The following is a 19,071-nucleotide window of genomic DNA, read 5'->3' as shown; positions in this document are numbered from 1 at the left end:
TAAATTTTATTCTTAGAATTTATATAGAAGCTAGTGTGCGCCGTTTTTAAACTTGAGAGTTTGATCATGGCTCAGAACGTACGCTGGCGGCACGCTTAACACATGCAAGTCGAACGAAGTAGCAATACTTAGTGGCAGACGGGTGAGTAACATGTGGGTATCTGCCCTTTGGCCTGGAATAACACGAGGAAACTTGTGCTAATACCGGATAAGTCTTTACGGAGAAAGCTTTATGCACCATTGGATGAGCCCGCACTTGATTAGTTTGTTGGTGGGGTAATGGCCTACCAAGACTGTGATCAATAGCTGATTTGAGAGGATGATCAGCCACATTGGGACTGAGACACGGCCCAAACTCCTACGGGAGGCAGCAGTGGGGAATCTTGCACAATGGAGGAAACTCTGATGCAGCGATGCCGCGTGAGTGAAGAAGGCCCTTGGGTTGTAAAGCTCTTTCGTCGGGGAAGAAAATGACTGTACCCGAATAAGAAGGTCCGGCTAACTTCGTGCCAGCAGCCGCGGTAATACGAAGGGACCTAGCGTAGTTCGGAATTACTGGGCTTAAAGAGTTCGTAGGTGGTTGAAAAAGTTAGTGGTGAAATCCCAGAGCTTAACTCTGGAACTGCCATTAAAACTTTTCAGCTAGAGTATGATAGAGGAAAGCAGAATTTCTAGTGTAGAGGTGAAATTCGTAGATATTAGAAAGAATACCAATTGCGAAGGCAGCTTTCTGGATCATTACTGACACTGAGGAACGAAAGCATGGGTAGCGAAGAGGATTAGATACCCTCGTAGTCCATGCCGTAAACGATGTGTGTTAGACGTTGGAAATTTATTTTCAGTGTCGCAGCGAAAGCGATAAACACACCGCCTGGGGAGTACGACCGCAAGGTTAAAACTCAAATGAATTGACGGGGACCCGCACAAGTAGTGGAGCATGTGGTTTAATTCGAAGATACGCGCAGAACCTTACCAACACTTGACATGTTCGTCGCGACTCTAAGAGATTAGAGTTTTCGGTTCGGCCGGACGAAACACAGGTGCTGCATGGCTGTCGTCAGCTCGTGTCGTGAGATGTTGGGTTAAGTCCCGCAACGAGCGCAACCCTCACTTTTAGTTGCCATCATTAAGTTGGGCACTCTGAAAGAACTGCCAGTGATAAGCTGGAGGAAGGTGGGGATGACGTCAAGTCCTCATGGCCCTTACGTGTTGGGCTACACACGTGCTACAATGGTATCTACAACAGGAAGCAAGACTGCGAGGTCAAGCAAATCCTTAAAAGATACCTCAGTTCGGATTGCACTCTGCAACTCGAGTGCATGAAGCTGGAATTACTAGTAATCGTGGATCAGCGTGCCACGGTGAATGCGTTCCCGGGTCTTGTACACACCGCCCGTCACACCATGGGAGTTGGTTCTACCTTAAGGCAAGGTTTCAAACCCTTGACCACGGTATAGTCAGCGACTGGGGTGAAGTCGTAACAAGGTAGCCGTAGGGGAACCTGCGGCTGGATTACCTCCTTTCTAAGGATGAATGAAAGTAAAATTTCATTCTAAATAATATACAGGTAATGTTGACCGTCCTCATTTCTCTTCTTAAAGTAGTGTTTCTCTTGCATGGGGGCCGGTAGCTCAGTTGGTTAGAGCACACCCTTGATAAGGGTGGGGTCGAAAGTTCGAGTCTTTCTCGGCCCACCAATAAGATTAAGGGGGATTAGCTCAGCTGGGAGAGCGCCTGATTTGCATTCAGGAGGTCAGCGGTTCGATCCCGCTATCCTCCACCAAAAACACTTAGTTATAAAAATTGTGAATAAAAATAATAATTAATATCAATATCTATATCCGAACATTAGTAATGTTATTAGCTAATGTTCAAAATAAAAATTTGATTCAACACAGAATTTTTTTCTGTGCATAAATCAAGCGTTTAAGGGCGTGTAGTGGATGCCTTGGCACTGAAAGCCGATGAAGGACGTGATATACTGCGATAAGTTTCGGGGAGCTGTATGTAAGTTTTGATCCGAAAATTTCCGAATGGGGAAACCCACCACTTTATGTGGTACTTTAAACTGAATACATAGGTTTAAAGAGACAACCTGGAGAACTGAAACATCTAAGTAACCAGAGGAAAAGAAATCAATTGAGATTCCGTTAGTAGTGGCGAGCGAACGCGGACTAGGCCAGTAATTTTGTTAAGAAAATTTGAATAGTTTGGAAATGCTAACCATAGAGGGTGATAGTCCCGTATGAGTAATGTTTAACAAAATTCTTGAGTAAAGCGGGACACGTGAAATCCTGCTCGAATATAGGGGGACCACCCTCTAAGCCTAAATACTCTTCAGTGACCGATAGTGAACTAGTACCGTGAGGGAAAGGTGAAAAGAACCCCTATTAGGGGAGTGAAATAGAACCTGAAACTGCATGCCTACAATCAGTCGAAGCTCTTTTTAGAGTGACGGCGTACCTTTTGTATAATGGGTCAGTGACTTAATTTATAAAGCAAGCTTAAGCCATCTAGGTGTAGGCGTAGCGAAAGCAAGTCTTAATAGGGCGAATAGTTTTATGAATTAGACCCGAAAACGAATGAGCTTACCATGAGCAGGTTGAAAGTTGGGTAACACCAACCGGAGGACCGAACCAGTTGACGTTGAAAAGTCTTTGGATGACTTGTGGTAAGGGGTGAAAGGCCAACCAAATTCGTAGATAGCTGGTTTTCCGCGAAAACTATTTAGGTAGTGCGTTGAATAAATAGATGTTTAGAGGTAGAGCACTAAATGGGCTAGGGGGAAGAGATTCTTACCAAACCTAATAAAACTCCGAATGCTAGGCATTGTTCTTCAACAGACAGACTGTGGGTGCTAAGGTCCATGGTCGAGAGGGAAAGAGCCCAGACCACCAGATAAGGTCCCCAAATTATGATTAAGTGTGAAAGGATGTGGAAATTCCTTAACAGCCGGGAGGTTGGCTTAGAAGCAGCCATCCTTTAAAGATAGCGTAACAGCTCACCGGTCTAATAGAGTTTCTGCGCCGAAGATGTAACGGGGCTAAAATCATATACCGAATCTGTGGGTTTATAAAATTTTCGAATTTTATAAGCGGTAGCGGAACGTTCTGTAAGCCTGTAAAGGAGTACCCGTGAGGGACTCTGGAGGTATCAGAAGTGCGAATGCTGACATAAGTAACGATAAAAGAAGTGAAAAACTTCTTCGCCGAAAATCCAAGGGTTTCTGCGCAAGGTTAATCCGCGCAGAGTTAGTCGGCACCTAAGGCGAGGGCGAAAGCCGTAGTCGATGGAAATAAGGTTAATATTCCTTAACCAGATGGTAGTGACGGATCTTGTAAGTTGTGAGTTCTTAATGGATTGAACTTGCCGCGAAAAGGTTCCAAGAAATAGCTCCATCATTAGACCGTACCCTAAACCGACACAGGTGGATTAATAGAGTATATTTAGGCGCTTGAGAGAATGATGTTGAAGGAACTCGGCAAAATGCTTCCGTAACTTCGGGATAAGGAAGACCTGTTTTTAGGCAACTAGAGACGGGTGGCACAAGCCAGGGAGAAGCGACTGTTTATCAAAAACACAGGGCTCTGCTAACACGTAAGTGGATGTATAGGGTCTGACGCCTGCCCGGTGCTGGAAGGTTAATGCGGTTGGTGCAAGCTAACTTCTGAAGCCCCAGTAAACGGCGGCCGTAACTATAACGGTCCTAAGGTAGCGAAATTCCTTGTCGGGTAAGTTCCGACCTGCATGAATGGCGTAACGATTTCTCCGCTGTCTCCAACATCAACTCAGTGAAATTGAATTCTCCGTGAAGATGCGGAGTTCGCGTAGTTAGACGGAAAGACCCCGTGCACCTTTACTGCAACTTTACATTGGTGTTAGGAAAAACATATTTAGCATAGGAGGGAGACATTGAAGCAAAGGCGTCAGCTTTTGTGGAGTCACCAGTGAAATACCTCTTTTGTTTTTCTTGATATCTAACTGATTGCCGTCATCCGGCATCAAGACATTGTATGGTGGGTAGTTTGACTGGGGCGGTCGCCTCCCAAATAGTAACGGAGGCGTGCGAAGGTAGGCTCAGAACGGTCAGAAATCGTTCGTAGAGTGCAATGGCATAAGCCTGCCTGACTGTGAGACTGACAAGTCGAGCAGAGACGAAAGTCGGTCATAGTGATCCGGTGGTTCTGAGTGGAAGGGCCATCGCTCAACGGATAAAAGGTACGCCGGGGATAACAGGCTGATACTGCCCAAGAGCTCATATCGACGGCAGTGTTTGGCACCTCGATGTCGGCTCATCACATCCTGGGGCTGGAGCAGGTCCCAAGGGTTTGGCTGTTCGCCAATTAAAGTGGTACGTGAGCTGGGTTCAGAACGTCGTGAGACAGTTCGGTCCCTATCTGCTATGCGTGTAGAAGAATTGAGAGGAGTTGACCCTAGTACGAGAGGACCGGGTTGAACATACCACTGGTGGACCGGTTGTAGCGCCAGCTGCAGTGCCGGGTAGCTAAGTATGGACGAGATAACTGCTGAAAGCATCTAAGCGGGAAACTCACCTCAAAACTAGTTCTTCCTATAGAGCCGTGGTAGACCACCACGTTGATAGGCTGGATGTGGAAGCGCAGTAATGCGTGCAGCTGACCAGTACTAATAGCTCAATTGGCTTGATTTATGCACTGAAAAAAATTTTTTTAAGATAAAAAACTCAAAATTTCATTATTAATATCAATAATTATCTTAAATGATATGATATGATCATCGAATGAATAATAAATTCATTGTCAATAATTTTAATAGATTAGAGCTTTTTGATATTAATGTAGCCAACCTAAGAAGCAAAAATTTTTATAAAAGCGCAATTCAAAATAGAAATTTTTACTATAAAAAATACAATAAATTTCTTCATACAAAAAAAATTAAGTGTCATATATGCAAAAGTGATCAAAGTTTAGTTTTCTTTAATTTTAAAAAATATCAACTTAGAAAATGTAAAAATTGTGAGGTAATTTTTAACAACTTGGATTTAAAAAAGTTTAGTAAATCTGATTTTTTTAAAAGTAATAAAGTAAATTCTAAAGACTTTAGAGAGGAAATGATTAAAACTTATAATTATAGAAAAAAAATTTTTGGTCTCGAAAGGTTTAAATATATAAAAAAAAAAATTTTTCCAAATAAGAAAAAATTTAAGGTATTAGATTTAGGTTGTGGTTCAGGATATTTTATAAGTGTTTTAAAAGATAAAAAAATTATGAACAAAGGTATTGACCTTGATGTCAATAGAATAGAATTTTGCAAATCTTTAAAACTTAACGCTCAGTTGTCAGAGCTTTCAAGTGAAAAAAATAATTCTTATGACTTAATTACAATGTTTGATGCTATAGAGCATTTTTTTGATCCAATTAAAGAATTAAAAACTGCAACCAAAAAATTAAAATCTAAATCTTATATTTTAGCTTTCACACCGAACATCAATTCATTGTCTTTTGAATTAATGCGAGAAGATCTTAACTTACTTGCTGTTTTTCGACATATATGTTTCTTTAATAAAGAGTCTTTGAATTACTTGTCAAGAAAAGCAGGCCTTAAAATTAAATCTATTGAATATTTTGGACTTGATGTGAAAGATTATTTTCAATTTATTGAATTTAAAAAAAAATTTAAATTGAACAAAAGCATAAACCATTTTGCAAATTTAACCCAGGCAATAATCGACAAACAAAAAATGTCTAACTCAATGCGAATAATATTTCAAAAATTATAAATACAAATTACTTAAAACTATTTATTAAATTAGATAATGAAAAACAAAATCATATTAGTTGGTGGAGCAGGTTATATTGGTACAGTTTTAACAAACCACCTATTACTTATGGGTTACGAAGTCTTATGTTTAGATAATTTAATCTATGATCAGAGTGAATGTATTAAAAGTTTTTTGAAAAACAAAAATTATAAATTTGCAAATATAGATATTAGAAATAAAAATGATTTAAGTGAATGCTTTCATGAAAATTGTACGGTTATTTTATTAGCAGGTTTAGTAGGCGACCCAATATCAAAAAAATATCAAATAGAAAGTGATGAAATTAATTTAGAGGGAATATTTAACGTAATTAATATTTGTGAAAGTAAAAAAATTAAAAGATTTGTTTTTACTTCAACTTGCTCTAATTATGGTATTACTGACAACAATGTAAGAGCAAATGAGAACCATGAACTTAACCCTCTTTCTTTATATGCAAAAGCGAAGGTTCAGATAGAAAAATATTTGTTGGAAAAAAAAAATTTTTCAAATTTAAAACCAACGATTTTAAGATTTGCGACCGCATTTGGTTTGTCACCTAGAATGCGTTTTGATTTAACAGTAAATGAATTTACCAAAGATTTAGTACTTGGTAAAGAATTAGTAGTCTACGATGCTCATACATGGAGACCCTACTGTCATACTGTAGATTTTGCCAGATTGATATGTCAAACCATTACAATTGATATAGATAAAATCTCATTTGAAGTTTTTAATGTAGGTGATAACAGCAACAATTTTTCAAAAAAAATGATTGTAGATGAAGTTTTAAAATATATTCCAAATGGAAAAGTAAAATATTTAGAGAAAGGTTTTGATAAGAGAAATTATATAGTTGATTTTTCTAAAGTTAACTTGGTTTTAGGATTTAAAGCAAGTTACAGTGTTCAAAAAGGAATAGAAGAAATAATTGCAGAGATTAAAAAAGGTACATATGATTTTAGAACAGAAAATCAGTATGGAAATTATAACTTAAGATAGAGATTACATGATACCACTTCATGAACCGACATTAATAGGTAATGAAAAAAAGTATATAAATGAATGTTTAAGCACTAATTGGATCTCAACATCAGGCAAATTTATCAATTTAATTGAAAAAAAAATTTGTGATTATACAGGATCAAAATATGCAATTGCAGTGAATAGCGGAACATCTGCACTACATATAGGATTATTATTATCCAATGTTAAACCTAATGATGAGATAATAGTACCGACCGTTAGCTTTATTGCTCCAATAAATGCTATAAAATATTGTGATGCTCACCCAGTTTTTATGGATGTGAATGAATTTTTGACTATTGATGTTAATAAAACTATTGAATTTTTAGAAAATCAGACAATTACCAAGAGTGGATTTACTTATAATAAAAAAACAAAAAAAAAAATTTCAGCAATGGTAGTTGTCCATGTTTTTGGCAACTTAGTTGATCTAAAATCTTTAGTAAAAATTTGTAAAAAAAAAAATATAGAATTAATTGAAGATTCTGCCGAAAGTTTTGGATCTTATTATAACCTTAGGGCTAGTGATAAAATTAAACATGCTGGGACAATAGGCCGATTTGGCTGTCTTTCTTTCAATGGCAATAAAACAATTACCTCAGGAGGTGGTGGTGCAATATTAACTCAAAATAAGAGATTAGCAAAAAAAGCAAGGTATTTAATAACCCAATCAAAAGATAATCCAATTAAGTTTATCCATAATAATATTGGGTTTAATTATAAGATGACTAATTTGCATGCTGCAATAGGATTGGCTCAAATAGAGTGTATTAAAAAATTATTAACAATAAAAAAAAGAAATCATATATTTTATCGTAATAAAGTCCTGGGATTAGAGGATTTTGCAATTCTTAATAAGCCAGTTTTTTGTGAGTCTAATTATTGGTTAAATCTTTTACGTATAAAAAAAAATTGTAAAGTTAATATTGATAACTTGATTAAAGTTTTTGATAAATACAAAATTCAAGTCCGACCTCTTTGGTATTTAAATCACCTGCAAACACCTTTTAAAAATTGCCAGAGCTATAAAATTACTTATGCCAATAAAATATTAGATAAAATTCTATGCTTGCCATCTAGCGCGAGTCTTACAAAAAATCAAATTACTAAAGTAATTCATGTTATAAAAAAACTAAGAATTTGTGACTAATGGTAAAGATAAATGAAAATTGGAAAAAAAATAATTTCTAAGAATAGCTTACCATTTTTGATTGCTGAGGTTGGTATAAACCATAATGGGAACTTAAATAATGCATATCGTTTAATTGATTACGCTGTTGAAGCAAAATTTGATGCAGTAAAATTTCAAACCATTAATGTTGAAAAGTTAATGATCAAAAATGCGCCTTTGGCAGAATATCAAAGAACAAATAAACTTAAAAATATGAATGAATTAATACACAAATATAATTTAAAATACTCAGATTTTGTTAAAATTCAAAAATATTGTTCAAAAAAAAATATAATATTTTTATCAACTCCATTTGATATTGATAGTGCAGTTTTTTTAAATAAACTAAAAGTGCCAGCTTTTAAGATTTCATCATCAGATAATGATAATATTTTTTTAATTGATACGATAAAAAAATTTAATAAACCTCTAATAATTTCTTCAGGCATGACGAAGTTTCATGAATTGAAAAAAATAATCAATAGAGTCAAAATTGAAAAAAAAAGGTTAGCTATATTGCATTGTACAAGTGACTATCCAACTGAGATTAAATATTCTATGTTAGGTGCTATTGATCAAATTAAGAATCTTGGTTATCCAATTGGTTTTTCTGACCACACTATTGGATCAACTGCTGCAGTATCTGCCGTAACAAAAGGATGTTCAATTATTGAAAAACATATTACGTTAGATAAAGACATGGAGGGTCCAGATCATAAAGCCTCACTAGAATGCAAAGATTTACAAAAATTTGTTAATATTATTTGTGATGTTAAAATGAGCTTAATTAGCAAAAGAAATCATTTAACCAATAAAGAAGTAAGCACAAAAAAAATTGCCAAAAAAGCTTTATATTTCGCAAAAAATTTTAAAAAAAATCATATAATTAAAAATAAAGATCTAGTTGCACTAAGACCGTTCCAAAATGGTATTTCACCAATTAATTATAAAGATTTTATAAGAAAAAAATTAAAAGTTTCTGTTAAATCAGAAACTTTAGTAAAAAAAAATAAATTCTACTCAATTTAATTTGCCTAAAAAATATAAAATATGAAAAAGGTATTATTTATTACATCTACTAGAGCTGATTATGCATTAATAAGAAGTGTAATCATAGAGACACAAAAAATTAATAAAAATACTTATTTATTGGTTACCGGATCTCATTTATCTAAGGAGCTGGGGAATACATTAAAAGATATAAAAAAAGATAAAATCAAGAGATTAATTGTTAGAAAATTATATAAGGAAAAATTACTCAATAATAAGATTTCAGATTTAGATGTAAGTAATTATATTGCTAAAGCAATTAAGCTAACTGCTCAAACTATTAGAAGTGTGTCACCTCAAATAGTTGTTTTATTGGGTGATAGGTATGAAATTTTAGGATCTGCAATATCAGCAATGGCATTTAGAAAAAAAATAGTACATATACATGGAGGCGAAGTTACCTCAGGTGCCATGGATGACTCTATAAGACATTCGATAAGTAAATTTTCACATTTACATTTTCCAATTCATGAAAAATATAAAAAAAGACTTATACAGCTAGGTGAAAACCCTAAGACAATATTCAATTTTGGAAGTTTAGGCGCATATTCGATTTCTAAAACAAAACTGTTATCAAAATTAGATCTAGAAAAAAAATTAAAAATCAAATTTGATAAAAAAATAATTTTAGTAACATACCATCCAGTTACTTTAGAGAAAGATCAAGCAAAAGATCAAATTAACAATATAATTAAGTTTCTTAAATTGTTCAAGAATGAAATAATAATTATAAATTCATTAAATTTAGATAATGAAGCAGATATTATTGTTAGTGAATTTAGAAAATTCTTTAAGAGAGAGAAAAATGTATTTTATTATGCTTCATTAGGAAATACTACTTATTATTCATTATTGAAAATTGCTCATTTAGTTGTTGGAAATTCTTCTAGTGGAGTTTTAGAAACACCAAGTTTTGGCACAAAGACTATCAATGTGGGGCAAAGACAAAAAGGTAGAATATTATCTGATAATATTATTAATAGTGGTAACAATTTCAATTCAATTAAAAAAGCATATATAAAAATTATTAAGAAACCAAAAAAAATCAATAATTTATTTTTGAAGAAATTAACACCTTATAGAATTGCCAAAAAAATTTTAAATTTTAAGTTTAATATTAAAAAAAATTTCTATGACATATAAGACCAAATATTTGTTAGATATTGATATCAAAAAAACATTTATCAAATTACATGAAACTATAAATGATGCATTAAAAAGTCTCAATAATTCTAACGCAAGAATATGTATAGTAGTTGATAAAAAAAATTTTTTTAAAGGTGTATTAAATGATGGAGATATCAGAAGAGCTCTTCTTAAAGGCAAAAATTTAACAACTAAAATATCAAATATTTACAATAAAAAACCAATTGTATTGAATAAAAATTTTGATGAAAAAAATTCAATTAAAAAATTAAAAGAAAATAATTTAGATAACGCTCCTATAGTTGATAACAAAAAAGTTATAGGTATTTTTAATGCTAACAAACCAATAATAAAAAAAAATTTAGAAATGCCAGTTGTGATTATGTCTGGTGGAAAGGGATCTAGACTTAAACCTACAACAATTAAGATACCAAAAGCATTAGTTCGAATTAAGAAAACACCCATGCTAACGTTAGTTATAAATAATTTACGAAAATATGGTTTTTTTAATTTTATATTAACTACTTTCTATAAAAAAAATTTGATTAAAAATTATTATGGTAATGGAAAAAAATTAAATATTGATATTAAGTATGTAAATGAGAAAAAACCATTAGGTACAGCAGGCTCGCTATCTCTTCTTAAGAACATGATAAAAAATAAATTTTTTTTATTAACGAATTGTGATGTTATAAGTGAAATAAATTACAAAAGTTTATTAGAATTTCACATAAAAAATAAAGCAGATTTAACGATAGCAGTCAAAAAATATGTTACAGAAAATCATTATGGAGAAATTAATATATCAGGAATAAATGTTAGAAATATTGTAGAAAAACCAAAGAAAAACATAATAATTAATTCAGGAATTTATATTTTAAATTCAAAAATTATAAAAATATTAAAGTATCACCACTATATAGATATGAACGAACTTATTATGAAACTTATAAAAAAAAATAAAAAAGTAATAGCTTTTCCATTTTATGAAAATTGGTTTGATCTTGGAACAAAAGAACAATTAAAGATTTACAAAAGTACACTGAGGTGATGAAAAATCTTATAATTATCCCTGCTAGAAAAAATTCAAAAAGAATTAAAAATAAAAATCTTATCAAGGTACTAAAAAAACCTTTAATATTTTGGACAATCAAATTTGCAAAAAAATTTTCAAAAGATCAATTTGATGTAGTAGTCTCGAGTGATAGTAATAAAATTCAAAAGATTTGTACTCAAGAAAATATTTTTTTTTTAAAAAGACCTAAAAAAATTTCAGGTGACAATTCATCAATGCATGAGGTAATTCATTATGTTATAAGTCAACTTGAAACAAAGTATAAATATATCATCTTGCTTCAACCAACTTCGCCGTTAAGAAATTTTAAACTAGTGCATGAGTCAATAAAAATTTTAAATAAAAAAAAGAAATTCGATAGTTTAATTCATTTAGCAAAAAATTTTTCGTTTACTGGTAAAATTATAAATAATAGATGGATGCCAGACTATAATTTAAATTTAAGAACTCAAGATATTAGAAATAAGTTTGTGCCTACAGGTAATATCTATGTATATAGAACTTTTTTATATTATGATAAAATTAATTTACCAAAAAAAACATACGGCCTGGTATCAGAAACTAATAATTGGATTGATATAGATACAAAAGAAGATTTACAATTGTTAGAATATTACCTGGAAAAGAAACAAAAAATTAAAAAAAGTCTTCTTAATCTCAAATAAATTAATTACAGGTTTGATCAGTCAATTAATCTATAATCAAAATATCATGAATATTCATAATATCTGGAATTGATAAAAATCTTGCTATATTCTTATTTGCATCTAGTTGATAAATCCCAGCATTGCACATAGTTAAATTAATATCTGTTCCCATATCTTTACTTAGATACATATCTTCACTTTGGCCAATATAAAAATAACTGCCATCAAAAGCTAAACCACGGACAAATCCGGAGAATTTTGAAACTTTTTTTGTTCCATGATATAAATATTTATTAAAAGAGTCCAATACGTATATCTGTCCCTCTAGACACTCAGGACTATGTGGTTGGCTGAGATTAGAAATTAAATTATTAACTTTATTATTATTATCTATTTCAATCTCTGAAAGACCTCCATCAAAAATACCTTTCCTCCAAAGTCCGGATCTTGAAAAATAAGATACAAAAAGACTAGAACCCAATGAGGTAATATCATTAATATGACTTTGACCATCATCAAATTGTTTTGATTTATTAGAAAAAATAATTTTATCAATTAGTTTGAAGTTATTCTGATCGTATATAGAGATCTCATCTGAAGCAGTATTTGCTACATAAAAACATTTTTTTTGAGGTATATGTGTAATACCACAATAATTTGGTTTTTCATTTTTTTTTAAACTTTGGTCTAAATTGTATTTTTGAATTATCTTGAATTTATTATCAAAAATATGAACTTCTTTTTTTATATATTCAATCACATAATAATATTCTTTATATTTGATTATCTGTCGATATTGACCATCAATTTTTTTTTCATATTTTTGTTCAGCCACATTAGCTGTAAATATGCCACCCCCAAGCTTACTACTTCTTGCTTTGCTTAAATCAAAATAATCTGATGATGAAAATATCACATTAGAAGAGTTTTTTTTTATTTCTTGAAGTTTACCCCACTCTTTAATCTGTGGTGTGCAGCAAAAATTTTTTTCTTCTTCAAGCTTGTATTTCTTTAATTCAGGGATAATTGTTTCAGGCTCAGCCGTAATTATTACATAATCTTTTTTAAAATCAAAATTTTTGAGAATGCTTGGGTTTTCAACTTTACAATCCATAAAAAATGTATTTTTGTATGATGGATTATTATCAAGTACAGTGATTTTGATATTATGTTTTTTTATTTTTGATAAAGTTTTGGGTACCCAGTCCTCTGATCTCCCAAAGAAATATACTCTTTTTTTTTGTTTTAATATTTTATTTAAAATAGGCCAATCTAACCAAATATTCATAAACTAACTTACTTGCTTATTTAATTTCCATTTTCCATTTTTTTTGGTCCATAAATGGTCTGAACGCCATCTATCACAAATTTGATCAAATTCTTTACGGTTAATATTGCAATAGTTTAAGAACTTATCAAAATATTTTTTTGGGAATTCACCATCATATTTTTTTACTAATTTTACCCCTTCTTCTCTTGTCAAATGTTTATCTCTTATTTCATGAGCAGCATCCGAAGTTGCTCTCCCGATACCAAATTTTAAAAACATAAAATAAAAATGAAAACCATCGATAGCATCATCAAGGGATGCATATTTTGAGAAAGTTCCTTCAGATCTTCCATCGGGATTAGCTTTAAACCCAGTATTTTTAACAGAATAATAATAATGTTCTTGAGGATCCCAAAATTGATAATAACTCCAAAATTGTCTATTAATTTTTTTTGATAAAATCTTATCTACTGGTGGAGACATATAGATATCCATTTCTTTTTTTGTGTATCCTTTTTTCAACCACTTTTTTGCCTCAAAATCTGAAAACCAATATTTGATCTCATCTTTAGGTGAAAAGGACTTTTCAGACGCACTTTTTTCTCCTCCGTATTCAAATTCCCCATTTTCTCCATCCATAATCAAACTCACATCATATTGTAATGCTACTTTAACTGGGAAACTCACTTGTCCATAAATAAATGGCTGAAATGGATCACCTATTTCTATTAAAGAATCTCTAGTTAACCTTCTATGAACTTTCCCATCAGGTGTACCTAAAATATTTGTTAATCCTGAATGAATTAAACTTTGGAAGTTTTTCCAACCAATATCTGTGTAGATATGCGGAGCCCACGTTACAGTCAAAGGATTCATGTTATATTTATATTTTAGTTTATGTGCTACCACTGCACTATCTTTTCCACCGCTGGAGGGAACAATAACGTCAAATTTACCATTTTTTTTTCTGTACCTTGATAGCAGATCCCTTAATTCTTTTTCTCTCTCAAGCCAATTAATTTTATTTTTGTTTTTAAGATTTTCACAAGCGTTACATACTCCATCTGTGTTGAAGCCTATTCTTGGTCTTTGATTAGAGACAACACAACTTTTACAGAATTTTATTTTTGTTGGTAAATTGTATATTTTTTTAACGTTTTTTTTTATTAACTTTAACATTGCTTGTTTTAATAATAATTTTATAAGAATTAATCATAATTATTTAATAATTATTAGTGTTATTGTAAAGCAATATGAAAAGAATAATTTCTAAATTAGATATAAAAGGCCCCAATTTAGTAAAAGGTATCAATCTTGAGGGACTGAGAGTTTTAGGTGAGCCAAGTTATTTTGCAAAAAAATATTATGAAAATTTATCAGATGAGATTATATATCATGATTGTGTCGCAAGTCTTTATGAAAGAAAAAGTTTTTTAGATTTAATAGAGAAAACATCATATGATATATTTATTCCTATCTCAGTTGGAGGTGGAATTAAATCCCTAAAAGATATTGAAAAAGTTTTAAGTGCAGGTGCTGATAAAGTTTTTATAAATTCTGCAGCAATAAAAAAACCAAAGTTTTTAGTTGATGCAAGTAAAAAATTTGGATCAGCTAATATTTGTCTTTCTATAGAAGTTATAAAAGATTCTAATGATGAATACATATGTTTAAGCAATTATGGAAGAGAGGTATCTAATAAAAAGTTATTACCATGGATTATCGAAGCTCAACAACTAGGAGTTGGAGAAATAATCTTAACTTCAGTTTCATGCGATGGGATAGGAAATGGATTTGATCAAGAAATATTAGAATTAATTTATGATGAAATAAAAGTCCCATTTATAATTCATGGTGGAGCAGGTAATGAAAAACAAATTTACGATGTATTAAAATATGAAAAAGTTTCAGGAGTAGCGATCTCATCATTATTACACTATTCTTTAATAAGAGATAAAAATTTTAAATTTGAGTCAAAAGGCGAAGGTAACACTCAATTTCTTAAAAATTATAGAGATAATACAAATTTTAAAAAAACTAGTATTTCTTCGATCAAAAAATATTTAAAAAAAAAAGGAATTAGCGTTAGGTTATGAAATATATTTCTATTATAAACACAGGTATAAATAACCTTAAAAGCATAATAGGCGCCTTAAATTATCTTGGTTTTCAAACTAAGGTTACTAATGATAAAAATATAATTATGAATTCCTCAGCTTTAATTTTACCTGGTGTTGGGTCGTTTCCAGCTGGTATGGAAAAATTGAAAAGCTCAGGTTTAGAAAAAACAATTAAAAATTTTTTTAAAAAAGGTAAACCAATACTAGCTATTTGTTTGGGATTTCAAATGTTATTTAGTTCAAGTAATGAGTTTAAAAATACCAAAGGTTTAAATTTATTGGATGGGAAAGTTAAGTCTCTCAAAGATCTGAAAACATCTAAATTAGTTCCAAATCTTGGGTGGAATAATTTAAATTTTAAAAAAAATAAAAATAACAACTTATTCAAGGATATTGATGTTAGACCATCAATTTATTTTATACATTCATATTATGTTGAAGTTAAAGATAAAAAATATATTACTTCAACAATAGATTTTGGTGGAAAAAAGGTTGCTACTTCAATTCAGTATAAAAATTTATTTGGTGTTCAATTTCATCCAGAAAAAAGTGGTTTGAATGGTTTAAAGATTATACAAAATTTTTTAAATAAGATTAGTTAAGAAAAATGATAGTAAAATATAATTTACCTAAAAAGATAATATTTTGTAGAAATTGCGTTATGTCCAATCAAAGACCTGGTTCAATATCCGAATTTTTTCATACTAAAGATAGAAAAAACGCTAATTACCTTAAGATTAATCAACAAGATGGTATTTGTGATGCTTGTAAACAAAATGAAATTAAAAATAAAATTAATTGGAAAGAAAGAGAAAAAAAATTAATTAAACTTTTAGCCAAGCATAGAAAAAAAAATGGAGAGTACGATTGTTTAGTACCAGGTAGTGGAGGTAAAGACAGTGCATATCAAGCTCATATTTTAAAATATAAGTATAAAATGAATCCTCTGATAGTGACTTGGCCTCCCATACTTTATACAGATTATGGTCTAAATAATTACAACAATTGGATTAATATTGGGGGTTTTGATGCCTTGGTGGTTAGACCAAATGGTAAAGTTATGAAAGAGTTAACAAAACTTTCAATAACAAATTTACTTCACCCATTTCAGACATTTATTTTAGGTCAAAAAAATATTGCCCCAAAAATAGCATCTAAATTTGGTATTAACCTTGTATTTTATGGAGAAAATGAAGCTGAATATGGTAATCCAATTGCTGAAAATAATTCATCTCTGAGAAAGAAAAGCTATTTCGCAGTAAAAAACTATAATAAAATTTTTTTAGCGGGACTGAAAATATCTGATTTAATAAAAAAAAATAAATTGAAGTATAGTGATTTAAAAATTTTTTTACCAATTAGCGATAAAGAGATAAATAAAAAAAAAATTGAAATTCATTATTTAGGTTATTATTTAAAATGGATTCCTCAAGAGGCTTTTTATTACGCTGTTAAAAATACCGGTTTTTCCCCTAGACCGTTTAGAACACAAGGTACTTTTAGTAAATATAACAGTATTGATGATAAAATAGATGATCTACATTATTATACTACTTTTATAAAATTTGGAATTGGAAGAGCCACTTATGATGCTAGTCAGGAAATTAGAAATAAACATCTAACAAGAGAGGAAGGCAAAAATTTAGTAAAAAAGTATGATGGTGAATTTCCTGACAGATATTTTTCTGAGATAATGAAGTTTTTAGATTTAAGAGAAGAAACTTTTTTTAAGATTTGTGATAAATTTAGATCACCTCATTTATGGAAAAAAGAAAAAAACATTTGGCGTTTAAGACATAATGTCAACAATGATGGTACTGATGATTAAAGGTAATTATCGCTCTCCTTTCTTTTTTTGACTAATTTTGAGGGATTGCCAAAGTAAATTGAGCTATTGTTGCAATTTTTATTTACATAAGAATTTCCACCAATGATTGTGTCGTTTCCTATCATTATACCATTTTTTACTACAGCACCAATTCCTAAGTGGCTATTTTCTCCAATTGTGACTTTTCCACCTGTAATAACTCCTGGACCACAACTCGAGTAATCCTTAAAGTAATTATGGTGATCAATTGAAGATGATGTGTTGATAATACAATGTTTTCCAATTTTTGTTTCTGTATTTATTACAACCCCGGGCATAATTAAACTTCCTTCACCTATTTCTACATTTCCATTTAAAATACAGTTTTTTGATATTATTTTTTCCCATTTGAATTCTTTATCTAATTTTGCAACCTGTTTTGCAATTTTTTTTCTTATATAATTGTGACCAATGCCAATAATTCCAAATATATCAGAAGTTTTTTTTTTATTAGTTTTATTTTTCTCTTTTTCAAAAAAATTATTTGTAGTTCCAAGCGTAAAATAATTTTTATTATTATGATTAACAATTATTTTTCCATACTCAGAATAATCGTCTATAAATCCTAAAATATTATATTCTTTATACTTTATTATTTCAGAAAAAATAACTTTGGAATGATCATTGCTACCAAAGATGACTATTTTTTTTTTTAACATATATTATTATATCATAAGTGGTTTGTAGAGGTATTTAAATTTATTTTTAAAAAAAAATAGTCTAGATTATCCAAAAATAAAAATTTTTATCTATATTAGCTCAAATGCCATTAAGGAATAATTTAAAAATTCTATTTAGAAATATCTTTAAAGCAAAATGGAAAATTAGTCCTCCAAAAAAAAATAAATTTGTTTTAGTTGATGGTGAATATAATCCTTTTTTAAAATATATAAAAAAAAAAGAGATGACAATCTTATATAGGAGAGGAGAAGAAGTAAATTTATATATATTATTTAGATGTTTTTTAAAATTTAAGTTTTCAGTACTTGATTATTGTAATCAATTTATCAGACATGTTTCACCAAAATTAATACTAACTGCTTTTGATTATCACATAATTTTTTTTAAATTAAGTAAAAAAACTGGAATCAAAACTCTTATGTTGCAAAAGGGTCAAAGAGGATATTCTGAAGAAATTATCTCTAATAGTAATTATTATTTTCCAAAAGGCAGCAAAAAAAAATTTCATGTTGATTATGTCTTTTTGTTTAATGAGACAATAAGAAAATTTTATTCTAAAAGAATTAGTGGCAATTTTTTTGAAATAGGATCGTTTGAGAATAATTTTAATAAATTTAATTATAAAAAAAATAAAAAAAAAGAAATAGTTTTTATTTCAAACTATAGTCACGTCAGCAGAAACAAGTGTGAAAATGAAGATATCATAGCATTTCATTTGTATGAATTGGCTAAAAAAAATAATATTCCATTTAAAATTCTACCTAGATATCGAACTAATCCACAATTTAAAAAAATGGAACAATCATTAAAAGAGGAGATAAATTTCTATAAAAAACTAATTAAAGGAAATTTTGAATTTATTCTTGATAAAAATAAAACCAGTTATGAATTACTTTCAAAGTATAGATTCATTTTTACCACTTATTCAACCTTAGCAAGTGAACTTTTGGCTAAAGGTTTTAGAGGTGGTTTTATAATGTTTAAGTCAAAAAAAAATCCAATTTTTTCATATAGGTTTGGTGCATTTTCTAAATTGAAAAATAAAGGAATTTTTTGGACTTCATTTAATAAATTGGATATTGGAGAAATAAAAAGAGTTTTCAATTTTGTAGTAAAATCAAAAAATAAAAATTGGAATAAAAATTTGAAATTTTTTAGAAAAAAAATCATGAACTTTGATGACGACAACAAAAAATTTAAGAAAATAATTAAAAACCTCTAAGTGTGGATTTTTAATAA

Annotated in this window: 14 protein-coding genes, 2 tRNA genes and 2 rRNA genes; 15 read left to right on the top strand and 3 right to left on the bottom strand. The window is 30.2% G+C overall.

Translation table 11 applies throughout. The features are described from left to right. The first annotated feature begins 48 nt into the window (after nt 1–48). From B9N70_RS05275 to B9N70_RS05225, 11 genes are all read left to right on the top strand, one after another. Nucleotides 49–1,523 (top strand): 16S ribosomal RNA (locus B9N70_RS05275). 97 nt (nt 1,524–1,620) lie between these two features. Then, nucleotides 1,621–1,697 (top strand) — tRNA-Ile (locus B9N70_RS05270). 10 nt (nt 1,698–1,707) lie between these two features. Beyond that, a tRNA-Ala gene (locus tag B9N70_RS05265) sits at nt 1,708–1,783 on the top strand. Between the two features lie 133 nt (nt 1,784–1,916). Continuing rightward, nucleotides 1,917–4,669: ribosomal RNA gene (locus tag B9N70_RS05260) — 23S ribosomal RNA — on the top strand. Together the 16S and 23S rRNA genes with 2 tRNA genes alongside form the textbook arrangement of a ribosomal RNA operon. A 90-nt stretch (nt 4,670–4,759) precedes the next feature. Next, nucleotides 4,760–5,758, top strand: coding sequence for a class I SAM-dependent methyltransferase (locus B9N70_RS05255; RefSeq protein ID WP_085114751.1), 999 nt, complete (start codon nt 4,760–4,762; stop codon nt 5,756–5,758). A gap of 36 nt (nt 5,759–5,794) precedes the next feature. Further along, nucleotides 5,795–6,781, top strand: coding sequence for an NAD-dependent epimerase/dehydratase family protein (locus B9N70_RS05250; protein WP_085114750.1), 987 nt, complete (start codon nt 5,795–5,797; stop codon nt 6,779–6,781). A 7-nt stretch (nt 6,782–6,788) separates the two neighbouring features. Further along, the gene (locus tag B9N70_RS05245) at nt 6,789–7,955 is read left to right on the top strand and encodes a LegC family aminotransferase (protein WP_085114749.1); all 1,167 of its coding nucleotides are present in this window, start codon (nt 6,789–6,791) and stop codon (nt 7,953–7,955) included. A gap of 12 nt (nt 7,956–7,967) precedes the next feature. Beyond that, nucleotides 7,968–9,005, top strand: a complete 1,038-nt coding sequence (locus B9N70_RS05240) for an N-acetylneuraminate synthase family protein (RefSeq protein ID WP_085114748.1) — start codon at nt 7,968–7,970, stop codon at nt 9,003–9,005. Nucleotides 9,006–9,026: 21 nt separating this feature from the next. After that, complete coding sequence (neuC, locus tag B9N70_RS05235) at nt 9,027–10,169, top strand: UDP-N-acetylglucosamine 2-epimerase (RefSeq protein ID WP_085114747.1); 1,143 nt, start codon at nt 9,027–9,029, stop codon at nt 10,167–10,169. Next, nucleotides 10,159–11,223: a sugar phosphate nucleotidyltransferase gene (locus B9N70_RS05230; protein ID WP_085114746.1), complete on the top strand. Its 1,065-nt coding sequence runs from the start codon at nt 10,159–10,161 to the stop codon at nt 11,221–11,223. Before neuC ends, B9N70_RS05230 begins: the two co-directional genes overlap by 11 nt. Continuing rightward, nucleotides 11,223–11,912 carry an acylneuraminate cytidylyltransferase family protein gene (locus tag B9N70_RS05225; RefSeq protein WP_085114745.1) on the top strand — a complete coding sequence of 230 codons (690 nt, stop codon included), beginning with the start codon at nt 11,223–11,225 and terminating at the stop codon, nt 11,910–11,912. The genes B9N70_RS05230 and B9N70_RS05225 overlap by 1 nt, the downstream gene beginning before the upstream one ends. Nucleotides 11,913–11,937: 25 nt before the next feature. On the opposite strand, the gene B9N70_RS05220 is transcribed toward B9N70_RS05225, so the two are convergent. Both B9N70_RS05220 and B9N70_RS05215 read right to left on the bottom strand, forming a co-directional pair. Then, on the bottom strand, nt 11,938–13,182 hold the full coding sequence (locus B9N70_RS05220; RefSeq protein WP_085114744.1) for a DUF4915 domain-containing protein: 1,245 nt from the start codon (nt 13,180–13,182) through the stop codon (nt 11,938–11,940). Nucleotides 13,183–13,185: 3 nt separating this feature from the next. Further along, entirely contained in the window at nt 13,186–14,343 is a 1,158-nt protein-coding gene (locus B9N70_RS05215; RefSeq protein ID WP_085114743.1) for an N-acetyl sugar amidotransferase, read from the bottom strand. 74 nt (nt 14,344–14,417) lie between these two features. Between B9N70_RS05215 and hisF the strand changes: the two genes are divergently transcribed. The 3 genes from hisF to B9N70_RS05200 are packed head-to-tail and all read left to right on the top strand — an operon-like array spanning nt 14,418 to nt 17,112. Then, nucleotides 14,418–15,260 carry an imidazole glycerol phosphate synthase subunit HisF gene (gene hisF / locus B9N70_RS05210; RefSeq protein ID WP_085114742.1) on the top strand — a complete coding sequence of 281 codons (843 nt, stop codon included), beginning with the start codon at nt 14,418–14,420 and terminating at the stop codon, nt 15,258–15,260. Then, a complete protein-coding gene (hisH, locus tag B9N70_RS05205) occupies nt 15,257–15,886 on the top strand; it encodes an imidazole glycerol phosphate synthase subunit HisH (RefSeq protein ID WP_085114741.1) in 630 nt (209 codons plus the stop codon). The genes hisF and hisH overlap by 4 nt, the downstream gene beginning before the upstream one ends. A gap of 59 nt (nt 15,887–15,945) precedes the next feature. Next, nucleotides 15,946–17,112, top strand: a complete 1,167-nt coding sequence (locus B9N70_RS05200) for an N-acetyl sugar amidotransferase (protein ID WP_231909379.1) — start codon at nt 15,946–15,948, stop codon at nt 17,110–17,112. On the opposite strand, the gene B9N70_RS05195 is transcribed toward B9N70_RS05200, so the two are convergent. After that, on the bottom strand, nt 17,109–17,810 hold the full coding sequence (locus tag B9N70_RS05195) for an acetyltransferase (protein WP_085114739.1): 702 nt from the start codon (nt 17,808–17,810) through the stop codon (nt 17,109–17,111). The two genes, B9N70_RS05200 and B9N70_RS05195, sit on opposite strands and share 4 nt — an antisense overlap. A gap of 104 nt (nt 17,811–17,914) precedes the next feature. On the opposite strand from B9N70_RS05195, the gene B9N70_RS05190 reads away from it, so the two are divergent. Continuing rightward, nucleotides 17,915–19,054: an LA_1612 family putative O-antigen biosynthesis protein gene (locus B9N70_RS05190; RefSeq protein ID WP_085114738.1), complete on the top strand. Its 1,140-nt coding sequence runs from the start codon at nt 17,915–17,917 to the stop codon at nt 19,052–19,054. Nucleotides 19,055–19,071: the final 17 nt, after the last annotated feature.

This window comes from Candidatus Pelagibacter sp. HIMB1321 (genome assembly GCF_900177485.1).
Classification (GTDB): domain Bacteria; phylum Pseudomonadota; class Alphaproteobacteria; order Pelagibacterales; family Pelagibacteraceae; genus Pelagibacter.
The sequence above is the reverse complement of the archived record's forward strand: the minus strand, read 5'-3'. Positions and strand labels throughout refer to the sequence as shown.